We start from the raw sequence: 12,882 nt of genomic DNA on the forward strand, positions 1-12,882 counted from the left end.
GGAGATCCTGTTCATGTCCGAAACACAGCGCCAGATGATCCTGGCAACCTTCATTCACAACAGCGGCGCGCATCCGGGCGGCTGGCGCTGGCCGGGCGCGCCTGCGGTCGACCAGCACGACTTTGCGCATTACGCGCACCTCGCTCAGACCGCCGAGCGCGGCAAGATGCACTGCTACTTCTCGGGCGACAGTGTCGGTTTTCCCTCGATCTCGGGCAAGGATGCCTTCGCCGCGACCGACTATGCGGGCAAGCTGGAGCCGACCACGCTGCTGGGCGCGCTCGCGGTGGTGACGCAGAACATCGGCCTCATCGCCACGGCCTCGACCACCTACAACGAGCCCTACAACATCGCGCGCCGCTACGCCTCGCTTGACCATCTTTCGAAGGGACGTGCGGGCTGGAACGTGGTGACCTCGGCGAGCGATGGCGAGGCGCGCAACTTCGGGCGCGATGCGAACATGGACCATGCCGGGCGCTATGCGCGCGCGGAGGAATTCGTCGACGTCGTGAAGACCCTGTGGGACAGCTGGGAGGACGGCGCGTTGCTGCGCGACCGGGAGAACGCGCGCTACTTCGATCCCGACAAGGTCCACGAACTTGCGCACGAGGGCGAGTTCTTCAAGGTAGCCGGGCCGCTCAACGTCGCGCGTCCGCCTCAGGGGCACCCCATCATCGTCCAGGCAGGTGGGTCGGAGGCGGGCCGTGCGCTCGCCGCACGCACCGCCGATCTCATCTTCACCGCCGCGCGTTCGCTCGAGGTGGCGCGCGAATTCTACACCGACATGAAGCGGCGGGCCGCGCTCTTCGGGCGCAACCCCGATCACATGAAGGTGATCCCGTCCGTCCAGTTCCTCGTGCGCTCCACCGAGGAAGAGGCGCGCCGTGCGGAGGCCGAATTGCTCGACCTCGTGCCCGAGGCGCTGGCGCTGCGCACGCTCTCGCTCCAGCTGGGCGTCGACCTCTCGCATCTCTCGCCTGATGATCGCCTGCCCGAGATCCCGGAGACAAACGGGGGCAAGTGGGTGCAGGAATCGATCGTGCGCATGGCTCGCGAGGAGGACCTGCCGATCGGCGTGCTGGCACGCCGCGTGGTGGTCTCGCGCGCGAGCTTCTCGTTCGCGGGGACGCCCGAGCAGGTGGCGGACCTGTGCGAGGACTGGTTTAGCAAGGGGGGCGCGGACGGCTTTTCGCTTTCGCCCAACTACCTGCCGGGGGGCCTGGAGGACTTCGTCGACGAGGTCATCCCGATCCTCCAGCGCCGGGGGCTGTTCCGTACCGAGTACGAAGGCGCGACCTTGCGCGAGAACCTGGGGCTGCCGGTGCCGGACAACGCCTTCGTGGTCGATCCGACGCTGGGCCGTGAGCCGCGCATGTGGGCCTGAGGGGGCCCTCGCACGATGCAATTCAAAGGGGAGTGAAGCAGCCATGATCAGCCGTCGAAACCTGGGCCGGGGCGCGGGCCTTCTGGCCGCCGCATCCGCGCTTGCCGGAACGCGCGCCGTCTCCGCCGCGACGGGCGCCGCCGCCAGTGCAACATCGGACCTGCCGTTCCCGGGGGAGTGGACGCGTACGGGTACCTTGCGCCGCGCTGGCGGCGTCCTGCACTATGCGGTGGTGGGCGAGGCCATGCCCGGTGTCCCGCCGGTGGTGCTGCTGCACAAGCTCGGCGGCTGGCTGTCGGACTGGCGCCATGTCGCGCCGCTCCTGGCCAAGGGGCGGCAGGTCATCGCCTTCGACCTTCCGGGCCACGGCGGCTCGCGCTGGGACGGCGCGCCGCCCTATATCCAGACGCTGGGTGAAACCGCCGCGCTGCTTGTCGGGGCGTTCGACGAGATGGGTTTTGATAAGGTCGACCTTATCGGCACGTCGCTGGGCGGGTGCCTCGCCGTGCCGCTTGCCGCGTTCTGGCCCGAGCGGGTGCGCTCGCTCTCGCTGGTCTCCTGCGCGCTGGGTGGCAAGCGCTCGCTCGAGCAGATCCACGCCATCGTCGATGAAGGCCAGAAGGACCTGTTCGATGCCAACGGCGACCCGGTGCCGACCCCGCCCGAGCTGCTGGAGCAGATCTTCGGGATCGTGAACACCGGGCCCGTCAACCAGGAAGGCATCCTCAGCCGCAAGGCCGCCGGGCATTGGATCCAGCCCAGCGAACGCGGCGTTGCGATCACCGACATCGTCGGCACCATGCCGCGTATCCCGGTGCCCACGCTCATGGTCTATGGCGAATTCGACAAGGCCTACATCAAGTTTCGCGCGACGGCCGAGGCCGCGCTGCAGGACGGGCGGACCGAGGTGGTCGAGCAGGCCGGCGCCTTCGTCATGCAGGACAACCCGGAAGGGACGGCGCGGGTGCTGGAGGGGTTCCTGTCCAGGTTCCAGTAAGAAGAAGGGATATTTCAAGGGGCCATCGCCCCTTGACCCCAAAAACGGGCAACCTCAGGGCTCTCGCGCCAGCGTGGCCGAGACTGGTGAGGTCGCCAGTTTGGGGAGCCCGAGGGCGATGGCCCTCGGATATATCTTTTCTTTTCCTAACCCTCGCAGGACCGGCGGATCACCGCCTTGAGTTGGCGCACCATGCGGGTCTCGTAGCGGTCCTTCAGGGTCACGAAGCCGAAGGCGGGGGCAGGGATGGCCGATCCGCCCACGCGGCGCAGCGTCCCGTCTTCCAGTTCGCCGTCCACCGCATCGCAGCCGATCATGCCCAGCATCCCGCCATCGAGGATCAGCGAGCGGTGCAGCGCGGCGGAGGAGACGCGCACGGTGCGGCAATCCGGGTGGTAGCCGAAGCGGGCCATGGCCTCGGCAAATTCGCTGGTCTCGAAGGGGTCGAGCGTGTCGTAGGCGCTCAATTGCGACCACACGAAGCTGCGCGGATCGACGCCGCTGGCCTCGTCGAAGACGGGATGGTCGGCGCGCGCGACGATGGCGTAGTCGCGGCGAAACAACGGTTCGAAATCAAAGGCCTTGTCCTCGAAGTCGGGGGGCAGGCCGCAGAAGGCGAAATCGAGATCACCCGAGGACAGCCTTTCGAGGAGCTGCGTGGTGTAGCCATCACGCACACGCAGATCGACCGGCACGCTCTGTTCGATAAAGGCGCGCAGCGTCTGCGTCAGCCATTCCGAAACGAGGATCGGGTGCAGGCCCATCGCAATGCGGGGATGGCGGTCGGCCTCGGTCAGTTCGGCGACGATGCGGCGTTCCTCGGCCAGCATCAGGCGCGCGCGGCGCACCAGCTTCTCGCACATTTCGGTGGGGCGCACGCCTGAGGGGCCGCGCTCGAAGAGGGTGGTGTTGAACTCCTCTTCAAGCTGCTTGATCGAGAGGGTGAGGGCGGGCTGCGTGATCCCGATCTCCTTGGACGCCTTGCGCAGGCTGCCGCTTTCGTAGATCGCGATCATGCGCTTGAGCTGGATCAGGTTCACGCGTTCGGGGCCCTTTCGGTCAGGTGTGCATCAGGGATCGAGGAAGCCGGTGATCGTCTCCACGACGCGCGCGGTTTCCAGCTTGAGCACGCCGTGGGCGACGCCGGGCATGTCGACGCGCTGGCCGTTCGCGAAGAGATGCGACGTGCGCCGGGTGACCTCCCACAGGTCGTCCTCGGGATTCATCACCAGGACGGGCTGTGTGACCTTGGCCATCGCGCCGAGGAAATCGTAGCGGTAGACCGCGATGTAGCCCCAGGGCATGCGCGAGCCCAGGCGCAGGCATTCGGCCATGCTGACGTGGCGCTCCTCCCAGGTAATGCGTGGGTCGGAAAGCGTGCCGATGATCGCCCAGAGCTTCTCGACATGGGCAAGGTCCGCGCCAGGCTCGGGAAAGGCGCTGCGCAGGTTCGCGAGCTTGGTCTGGCGGATATCCTCAGGGTAGGCGGCGAGGCCGAAGACGACCACCCGGCGCACACGTTCGGGCCGGCTCTGGGCAAGTTCGGTGGCGACGAGCGATCCGGTGTGAAAGCCCATGACGTCATAGGTGTGCGTATCGGCGGGCAGCACGCCGTCCTCGGCCAGCCGGGCCATGAAGGCATCGGCGGTGGCCGCGTAGTCCTCGATCGTGGTGGGGGCATCGGGCCCGTCGCTCATGCCGTAGCCGGGCGTGTCGAGCGCGATGACGGTGCGACCCTTTGCCAGCAGCTCCATGATCGGCAGCCAGTCGGCCGAGTGCGAGGGGGTCTGGTGCAGGCACAGGAGCGGCGGGCCGCATTCTTCGCCCGCAGCGCCGGAGAAGGGTGCGATGCGGTAGTGCAGCTGGCCATAGGGACCGGGCGCGTAGCCGCGCGTGATCGTACTCATGCGTGGGGCTCCTGTTCGCGGGCAATGGCGGAGGCCGCCGTGAAGGCGAGGAGTGCCGAGAGGCTGAGGGCACAGGTGCCGACGATCGCCATTGACCAGCCCACCTGCGCCGGATCGGCAAAGACGTTCTCAGTCAGCCCGGCCACGGCAATGGGGCCGAGCGAGGCGCCGATCAGCGTCATCACGAAGGCATAGAGCGCGACCGCGAAGCCGCGCAGCGAGGGCGGAGCGATCTCGGAGAGGATGGCGAGCATGGCCGTGCCGTAGAGAGCCATGACGCCCATGATCGCGCCCAGCAGCAGCGTGGCCAGCGTGGCACTTCCGGCAAGGACGGGCAGTGCCGAGGGGATGGCGAGCAGCGTCAGCGTTGCGGCAAGGCGCATGCGCAGCGCGGCACCGCCCCGTGCGCCCACCTTGTCGACCACGATGCCCGCAAGCCCAGCGCCGAGGACCGCCCAGACGATCTGTCCGGTGCCAAGGCTCTGTCCCGCCGTGCCGATGTCGAGGCCATACTGGCGGGTGAGGAACACCGCGCCCCACATCGTCGCCACCGATCCGCCCACCGCGAAGAGGGCGAGGGCGCCATAGTAGCACCCGAAAATGCGCGCGCGGGCCGCCATGGCGCGAAGACCCTCACCAAAGGACAGCGTGCCCGCTTGGGGCTGGCCTGTGGGCGCGTCGATGCGCCGGGGCGGCTCGCGCAGGGCGAGGAGCAGAAGCAGGATGACAGCGCCGCTCGCCCCGACGAGGATGAAGGTGAGACGCCAGGGGGCAAGCCCGCCGATGAAGGGCAGGCCTGCAAAGACGCCGCGCGGCGCGGCATCAAGGATGAGCCCGCTGATGAGCGAGCCCAGGCCATAGGCGATCATGCTGCCAAAGACGTAGAGCGCCATCGGGCGCCCGCGGCGCTCAGGGGGGAAGAGATCGCTGATCATGGTGACCGCACAAGGGCCAAGGACCGCCTCGCCCACGCCGATGAACAGGCGCGAGGCGAACATTGCGCCGAAGCCTTCGGCAAGCCCGCCGGCGATGGTGGCGAGGCTCCATACGACGATCCCGGCGATCAGCAGCTTGCGGCGATTGACCCTGTCGGCAACGGCGCCGAGCGGCAGGCCCACGGTCACATAGAAGATCGCAAAGGCAAAGCCCTGGAGCAGCGCGATCTGCATTTCGGAAATGGCGAGATCGGCGCGGACGGGGTCGACGACAAGCGCGAGCATGCCGCGGTCGATGGTCGAGATGACCTGGGCCAGGAACAGCGTGGCAACGGTGATCCAGGCCAGAAGCGGGCCGGTGGGCGCAGGTCCCTCCCGGTCGGGCATGTGCATGACGATTTCCCCCTGGGGCGCGAGTATAGGCGGGCGGGTCGCGGGGCCTTCGGGCGCGGTCCGGTTATCCGGGGAACGGTCACGCGGCCGGGGGCAAACCGCTTGAAACTGATAAAAAGCCGTGGCGGGCGCTCCCATCGGAGCACCCGCCACGTGAGGGGTCAGAAGTTGACCGTGCTGCGCAGGCCGAAGGTACGCAGTTCGCGAAGCGCGACCGCGACCCCGGCGTTGGCCGACAGGTACTGGAACGTGCTGTCGAGCAGCGAGAAGTCGATCGCGTTGGGATAGGCCTTGTTGTTGAACAGGTTGGTCACGAAACCTTCGAGACGGAAGTTGTCGTTGCCAAAGCCCAGACGCACGTTGACCTGGGTCATGTTAGGCGTCTTGGTCAGGTTCGAGGCGTTGGTGTAGACCCCCGACTTGTAGGTAAAGTCGGCGCGCGCGAAGGCTTCCACGTCCTTGCCGACGGGCCTGCGGTAGTCCACCGAGGCCGAAGCCGAGTAGCGCGAGGCGAGCGGGTTGTGCTTGCCGCTGAAGTCGGTGATGCCGGTGAGGCCGGTCACCGTCGGCGCGCTCAGCTCCTGGATGTCGCTGTCGTTGTACGAGCCGTTGGCGCCCAGCGTCAGGTGCTCATCAAGGGCGAACGAGAGTTCAGCCTCAAGCCCGTACATGTCGACCTTGCCGGTGTTGAGCTGGGCCTGCAGGTTGTAGACCTGATTGTCGGCAGGGTCGATCAGGTTGATGACGTTGGCGTTGAGCTGGTTGTCCCAGATGCCATACCAGGCCGCGAGCGAATAGCGCAGGCGGTTGCCGAACAGGCGGCCCTTGGCGCCGATCTCGAAGTTGTCGAGCGTTTCGGGCTCGACCGCCACGCGCAGGCCCGCATCGGCGGCAAGCTGCTGCGCCTGCGCGCTGAGGTTCGAGAGGAACACGGTGTTGAAGGCCGCCGGGTTCACGCCGCGCGAATAGGAGGCATAGACCATCATCTCGGGCGTGACGTCGTAGTTGACGATCACGCGCGGGGTGAAGTTGCGGTAGGTCTCCTTGGCGAGCAGCGAACCGCCCTCGTAGTAGCCCTCAGGCGCAAAGGCGTCCGAGGCAATGGTGATCCCGGTCGGCTGGGCGTAAGCGTACATCGTGTCGATCTGGTAGCGCCCGTCGAAGTTGATCGAGAGTTCGGGCGTGATCTCGTAGCCCAGGCCGAAGAAGGCGCCGAAGGTGCGGTTGCGGGTCTTGCCGCTCACGATCGAGAAACGCGTGGTGCCAAGCCCGCCCGGGCTGCCGCCGCCCGCGCCGTGGTAGGTTGCGTTGAGGTAGCTGCCGCCGACCGTGGCGGTGAACGGCCCACCGTCGTCGTAGCTCGCGCGCACTTCCTGCGAGAAGTCCTTGAGCACGGCCTCGACGAGGTAGGGGTAGTCGTAGAAGTCCCGCGCGCCCGGATCGTTCGACGAATTGGGGATCGTGGTGTTGTAGTAGAGGTCGAGGTCCGAGAGCTGGCTGCGGCGCTCGTTGTTGTAGCCCGTCAGCGAAGAAAGCGTGATGCCGCTGCCCACGTCCCAGTCCAGCGCCATGTGCAGGTGGTAGAAGCGCGCAAGGAGGCCGTAGCCGTCCGGGCCGTTCTTGGGATCGATCACGCGGCCCTGCGGGTTGGCCAGGAAGTCCTGGATGTAGGGCGAGTCGACGGTGTTGGTCGAGGGCGTGCCAGCGGGAAGGCCGGGCAAGGTACCGCAGAAATACGGGTTGGAGCCGAAGGTGCAGTTCGAGCTGTCGGGTACGATCACCGCGCCGCTGGGATCGCGCAGCTCGTAGGCCGAGAGGAAGCCGGTGGCGTTGGGGCCATCGTCGTTCTCGGAGATGAGGCCGAAGACCTTGGCGGTGAAGTTGGGGGCGGGCGTGAACTCGACCGCAAGCGTGCCTGCGCGGGTGCGCTGGTCACCCAGCATCTGGCCCGGAACGCCCTGGTTCTCCCACGAGCCGCCGCGCGCGGTTTCCTGGACGCTCGCGCGGAAGCCGACGAGGCCCTCGATCAGCGGGCCGCCGATGGAGGCCTTGAGTTCGTGGTTGTCGCGCGTGCCGATCATGCCGGTGACGCTGGCTTCGAGGTAATCGGGCGCGGTCTTGGTGACGACGTTGACGGCGCCGGCAAAGGTCTGGCGGCCGAAGTAGGCGCTCTGGGGACCCTTGAGGACTTCGATGCGCTCGGGGCTGGCGATGGTCTGCAGGCCCGTCGAGCTGGAGATCGGTACGCCGTCGATGAACATCGAGGTGGTCTGGATCAGCGAGCTGGACGGGGTGAAGCCGCGCACGATGATCTGCTGGAACGAGCGGTCGTTACGTCCCGACGAGCTGGTCACGATCTTGAGGCTGGGGGTGTAATCGGAGAGGTCGTTGATCGACTGGATGCCGCGCGCCTCGATTGCCTCGGAGGTGAGCGCGGTGACCGAGATCGGGGTCTTGAGGATGTCCTCGCCGCGCTTGCGGGCCGTCACCAGGATCTCATCGCTGGGCGCACTGGCTGCGCTGTCGGCGCTCTGGGCCTGGGCCGTGCCCGAGGCGAGCGCGAGAGCGACGAAAGGCACAGAAGACAGAAGGAGTGCCCGGCGGGCCCCCAGAATGCTGGTCATGCTTGATTCCCCATTTTCGCCGTGCCGGTTCGTTGGCGCCTGCCTCATGGGCGGGCGGCCGCTCCGGCACGATCCCTGTTATTCGGCGATGACGGCCCGTTTCTGTATTCTTGTTGTCTTCCCTCGTGGCGGGTTGCCGTCACCTGGTGTCCACCCGTTGCCGCGACTGGTAACACCGCGCCGGGAACGGCTGAAATCAGAAGCCCTTATCGCCACCAAGGATTCCTGATTGGCGCAGATGCCACGCGCCATGCTCCTGTGCGTGCTGAACGCCAGAACAGATATTTCGGGAAAAGCCGCCGCCATGACACTACAGCCCCTCCTCAACCGCGACGTCGCGCAAGGCTGCCTGGAGGCCGCCGAAGTCTCTGCACTGGTGCTGAGCGATCCGACCAACATCTACCAGGCCACCGGCTTCTGGCCCCAGACCGTGGCGATGGGGCAGGCGGGCGCGGCCTTTGCCATCGTGCCCGCCGACAAGGGGGCCTGCGTTACCCTCATCACCAGCCAGTTCATCCACTACCTCCACGACGTGGAGGCGCCGGTGGAGGGAGGCGCGCTCGACATTCGCCTGTTCACCGCGCCCGATGGGCTGGAAGGCGATGCCGCCCCGCCGATCTTCCTCTCCGCGCCTCCGGGCGGCAGCCCCGACACGCTCGATGCGCTGAGCCAGGAGACCACGCGCGCGACCTTGCAGCGCCACCGTCCCTATCCCGACGCGGCGAGCGCGCTGCGCGATGTGCTGGCCGGAACGCGCGGAACCATCGCCACCGATTCCCCGATGATCGATGCGATCCTGGGCGAGCGCCTGTCGTACCGTCCTGCCGCGCCCTTCCTGCGCCGCATCCGCATGATCAAGTCCCCGCGTGAGATCGAACTCATGCGCCATGCCGCGCAGAACAACGCCGATGCGGCGCGCACGGCGATCCAGCAGATGGGGGCGGGCAGCACCTATGAGGACATGCGCCTTGCCTTCTTTGCCGAGACCGGCAAGCGTGGCGGGATCCCGTTGTTCATCTCGACCGACAGCATGACCATGCGCAAGCGCGACGGCGTGCTGCGCGAGGGGCGCAGCTTCCAGATCGACGCGGTCAGCCACTACGCGGGCTACCATGGCGATTATGGCCGCACCGTTTTCGTGGGGGAGCCTGACCCTGTGGTGATGCACATGGTAGAGGCCGCCCAGTGCGCCAACGAGGCCATTGCCGGTGCTCTGAAGCCGGGTCTTCGCTATTCCGATGTACGCCGGATCGGCCAGGAGGCGGTCGCGCGCGCGGGCTACGAGATCGCGATTCCCTGCGCGGCGCACAGCGTGGGCCTGTTCCACACCGACGAGGCCTATGCCGACGACAGCCTGCACTTTCGCAAGGACGACCACCTGATCGAGGCGAACATGGTGCTCAGCGTCGATTGCCCGGTGCTGCATCTTGATGCGACGGGCAATGTCCACCTCGAAGACCTCTGGCTTATCACCGAGGACGGCTGCGAGCCGCTCAACCGCCGCGACGAGCCCTTTATCCGGATCTAGCCAGAGCTAGAGCGCGACGAAGACCGTGCCGTCCTCCACCTGCACCGGGTAGGTGGCGAGCGGGACGCTGGCCGGGGGATTGAGTGGTTCGCCGCTGGCAAGATCGAAGCGCGCGCCGTGCGCGGGGCAGGCGATCCACCCTTCGCGCACGAGGCCGCAGGCAAGTTCCTGTTCGGCGTGGCTGCACCAGGGCGAGATCGCGTGGATCTGCCCGCCCGAACGGCACAAGAGGACGGGGTGCGCCGGTTCGCCGATCCGAACGAGCCGCGTGCCGCATTCGGGTACGTCCTCGACCTCTCCGGCGGGCCAGAAGTGCCGGGATGAGGTCATTCGGGCGCAGTTCTCTGGCGCCACGCCCCCACCGGCGCGGTCACGAGGCCCACGTCCTCAAGGCCCAGGATGCCCGGGCGCGCGGCGACAAGGTGGGGCAGCGCGTTGACGGCGGGCAGCGCGGTCAGCACGCTCCAGTCGCTCCCCTGCCAGTCTGGCGCGACGAAGCGCACGCGCATCTCGACATCGGGCTCGCCGCGCACCGCGACGTGGTAGTGGTCGGCATCGAAGGTCCAGGCTTCCTCCAAACCCTCGGTCAGATACCAGGCGACCTCGATACGTACCGCTTCCGCGCCGCCGATCCGCCCGCTCCAGGCGGAACGCAGCGCGCCAAAGGTGCCCTTGGGGATCTGCATGAAGCCCAGGTCCACGTCCCGCGCGGCGCGGGCGTGCGCGATCTCGAATTCCAATGCATCGAGCGTGAGGCCGAGCGCGCCTGCCAAACGCGTGGCCGCATCGCGAAAGGACACCATGGCCCCTCGCGCGGCCTGCAGAACCGCGGCATCGGCCTCGGCGCGGCCGATGCCCAGCGCATCCCAGGTCTCCTTCGAGGCATAGTTCGAGACATCGGTCGATTCCGAGATGGTGACGCTTTCGACGCGGCGGCACACGGCGGTGAGCCCGGCGGCGACCTGGTTGATCCAGCCCGGATTGACCCCGCTGATGAGAAGCGAGCTTTCCCCCTCGCGGCAGGCGGCCTCCAGCCGCTCCTCCACCGCGCCGGTCAACCCGCCGCAGTTGAGGAGCAGGTTGGTGCTCACGACATCGATCCCGGCGCGCAGCAGGCGCTCCAGGTGATCGAGATCGGCCAGGAAGGGCGTGTAGACGACCGCATCGGGGGCAAGTGCGATGAGCGCTGCGACATCGTCTGTCGCCGCGATCCCGCAAGGCGGGCGCTGGCACAGCGTGCCTGCATCCTCGCCGACCTTGCCGGGCGAATGGGCGTAGAGCCCGACGAGTTGAAGGCGTGGATCGTCGAGGATTGCGCGCAGGGCGCAGGTGCCGACTTTGCCGGTGGTCCATTGCACCACCTTGAGGGGGGCCATCGTGATCGTCTCCCGGTTCGCCGCGGGCGCATGTGGACTCCCCGCGTGTCGTGTGGGCGATCCTGACGGCGACGGGGCGGGAGACGAAACGCCGTGGCGATGCTTGGGCTGGGAAGGGGCCTGCGACTTTCCAAGAGCAGGGTTCCGGGCCCATCCTTGTACCATGACTCTGGCCCGCACCGCCACCTACGCCGAAGACCTCGCCGCGCTGTGCCGCCAGACGCTTGCACAGGACGGCCCGGCCGTGCGCTTCGAGGGGCACTGGACCGGTTGGGCGCAGATCCGTTCCGTCGCCTCGGGGGTGGAGGCCGCGCTGGATGCGGCAGGTGTGCCGCCCGAGGCTCCGGTCGCCTTCGCGCCGCGCAATTCGCTAAGCTCGCTGGCCGCGTTCCTCCCGCTTCTCGCGCAGCAACGGCGCGTGCGCATGCTCTATCCGTTCCAGTCGCCCGAGGCCTTGGCGGCGCAGATTGCCGCGTGCGAGGTGGCCGCGCTGGTGATGGAGCGGGGCGACTTTGCACCCGCCGTGCTGCGCGCGCTCGCGGCGGCGGGTATCGTGGGAATTGCGCTCGATCCGGGCGGGGCGGCGGCTGTGGGAACGAGGACTGAGGCACGGGCCCCTGTGCCGCGCGCGCCCGGCCTGCCTGCGCTCGAAATCCTGACCAGCGGCACGACTGGACCGCCCAAGCCCTTCGCCATTGGCTACGATGTCGTGCTGGGCTACGTCCGCCAGGCCGAGGCGCTGGCCCGCGCACGTACCGGGCCGCCTGCGCCCCCGCTCCTGTGCTTTCCGCTCAGCAACATCTCGGGGCTCTATTCGCTCGCCATGTCGTTCCTGCGCGGCGAGCGTGTGATCCTGCTCGAACGCTTTTCGGTCGCGGCCTGGCGCGACTACGTGGTCGAGTTCCGGCCCCCGGCAGGCGGAGGACCTCCGGCCGCGCTGGCGATGATCCTGGAGGCGCAGATCCCGCGCGAGGATCTGGCCTCGCTCACCAGCTTTTCGACCGGCGCCGCACCTGTCGATCCCGATGTGCGCGCACGCTTCGAGGCGACTTACGGCATCCCGGTGCTGCAGACGTATGGCGCGACCGAGTTCGGCGGCCCGGTGACGGCGCTCTCGCTCGACCTCCTGCGCACTTATGGCACAGACAAGGCGGCCAGCGTGGGGCGGCCCTTCGGCGGGGCCGAAATCCGTATCCGGCGCGAGGAGGATGGCGCTCTGGCCGCTGCGGGCGAAGTGGGCCGGGTCGAAGTCATTTCCCCGCGCATGGGAGCGGAGTGGATCGTGACCTCGGATCTGGGTTCGCTGGACGCGGACGGCTTCCTCACCCTTTTCGGGCGCGCCGATGGGGCGATCCAGCGTGGCGGCTTCAAGATCGTGCCCGAGCGGGTTGAGCAGGTGCTTCTTGCCCATCCCGAGGTTGCCGTGGTTGCCGTGGTCGGCGTGCCCGAGCCGCGCCTCCATGAAGTGCCCGGTGCGCTTGTCGTGCCGCGCGATCCGGGCTGTCCTCCCGAAGTCCGGGCGCTGGAAGCCCACGTGCGCGGGCATCTTCCGGCAACGCATGTGCCCGCGCGCTGGCGTTTCGCAGACGCACTTCCGCGCACGGTCTCGTTCAAGACCGACCGGGGCGCGGTGCGCGCGATTCTGGAGGGCGGCGCGGTATCGCCGGACCGATAAGGGGGAAGGCGCCCTTGCCCTTGCGCCTCCGATCGCGACCATCCCGGCCAAAGAGATGGGAGC

10 protein-coding genes are annotated in these 12,882 nt (G+C 67.8%); 4 read left to right on the plus strand and 6 right to left on the minus strand.

The window, feature by feature from the left end; translation table 11 throughout:
* The first annotated feature begins 13 nt into the window (after nucleotides 1-13).
* Complete coding sequence (locus LC060_RS00365; RefSeq protein ID WP_226631839.1) at nucleotides 14-1,384, plus strand: LLM class flavin-dependent oxidoreductase; 1,371 nt, start codon at nucleotides 14-16, stop codon at nucleotides 1,382-1,384.
* 43 nt (nucleotides 1,385-1,427) lie between these two features.
* On the plus strand, nucleotides 1,428-2,381 hold the full coding sequence (locus LC060_RS00370) for an alpha/beta fold hydrolase (RefSeq protein WP_226631840.1): 954 nt from the start codon (nucleotides 1,428-1,430) through the stop codon (nucleotides 2,379-2,381).
* Nucleotides 2,382-2,527: 146 nt separating this feature from the next.
* Here the strand turns inward: LC060_RS00370 and LC060_RS00375 are convergent, their stop codons facing one another.
* The 4 genes from LC060_RS00375 to LC060_RS00390 all read right to left on the minus strand — a co-directional run bounded on the left by LC060_RS00375 (nucleotide 2,528) and on the right by LC060_RS00390 (nucleotide 8,240).
* Nucleotides 2,528-3,421, minus strand: a complete 894-nt coding sequence (locus LC060_RS00375) for a LysR family transcriptional regulator (RefSeq protein ID WP_226631841.1) — start codon at nucleotides 3,419-3,421, stop codon at nucleotides 2,528-2,530.
* A 30-nt stretch (nucleotides 3,422-3,451) separates the two neighbouring features.
* Nucleotides 3,452-4,288, minus strand: a complete 837-nt coding sequence (locus LC060_RS00380) for an alpha/beta fold hydrolase (RefSeq protein WP_226631842.1) — start codon at nucleotides 4,286-4,288, stop codon at nucleotides 3,452-3,454.
* The gene (locus LC060_RS00385) at nucleotides 4,285-5,616 is read right to left on the minus strand and encodes an MFS transporter (RefSeq protein WP_226631843.1); all 1,332 of its coding nucleotides are present in this window, start codon (nucleotides 5,614-5,616) and stop codon (nucleotides 4,285-4,287) included. The genes LC060_RS00380 and LC060_RS00385 overlap by 4 nt, the downstream gene beginning before the upstream one ends.
* Before the next feature lie 161 nt (nucleotides 5,617-5,777).
* A complete protein-coding gene (locus tag LC060_RS00390) occupies nucleotides 5,778-8,240 on the minus strand; it encodes a TonB-dependent receptor (protein WP_226631844.1) in 2,463 nt (820 codons plus the stop codon).
* Between the two features lie 304 nt (nucleotides 8,241-8,544).
* Here LC060_RS00390 and LC060_RS00395 point away from each other — a divergent pair, with 304 nt between their 5' ends.
* Entirely contained in the window at nucleotides 8,545-9,768 is a 1,224-nt protein-coding gene (locus tag LC060_RS00395) for a M24 family metallopeptidase (protein WP_226631845.1), read from the plus strand.
* A gap of 6 nt (nucleotides 9,769-9,774) precedes the next feature.
* Here the strand turns inward: LC060_RS00395 and LC060_RS00400 are convergent, their stop codons facing one another.
* Both LC060_RS00400 and LC060_RS00405 read right to left on the minus strand, forming a co-directional pair.
* Nucleotides 9,775-10,098: a Rieske (2Fe-2S) protein gene (locus LC060_RS00400; RefSeq protein ID WP_226631846.1), complete on the minus strand. Its 324-nt coding sequence runs from the start codon at nucleotides 10,096-10,098 to the stop codon at nucleotides 9,775-9,777.
* Nucleotides 10,095-11,144, minus strand: a complete 1,050-nt coding sequence (locus tag LC060_RS00405; RefSeq protein ID WP_226631847.1) for a hypothetical protein — start codon at nucleotides 11,142-11,144, stop codon at nucleotides 10,095-10,097. The genes LC060_RS00400 and LC060_RS00405 overlap by 4 nt, the downstream gene beginning before the upstream one ends.
* A gap of 163 nt (nucleotides 11,145-11,307) precedes the next feature.
* Here LC060_RS00405 and LC060_RS00410 point away from each other — a divergent pair, with 163 nt between their 5' ends.
* A complete protein-coding gene (locus LC060_RS00410; RefSeq protein ID WP_226631848.1) occupies nucleotides 11,308-12,819 on the plus strand; it encodes a class I adenylate-forming enzyme family protein in 1,512 nt (503 codons plus the stop codon).
* Nucleotides 12,820-12,882 lie beyond the last annotated feature (63 nt).

The organism is Novosphingobium profundi (assembly GCF_020524485.1).
GTDB lineage: Bacteria > Pseudomonadota > Alphaproteobacteria > Sphingomonadales > Sphingomonadaceae > Novosphingobium > Novosphingobium profundi_A.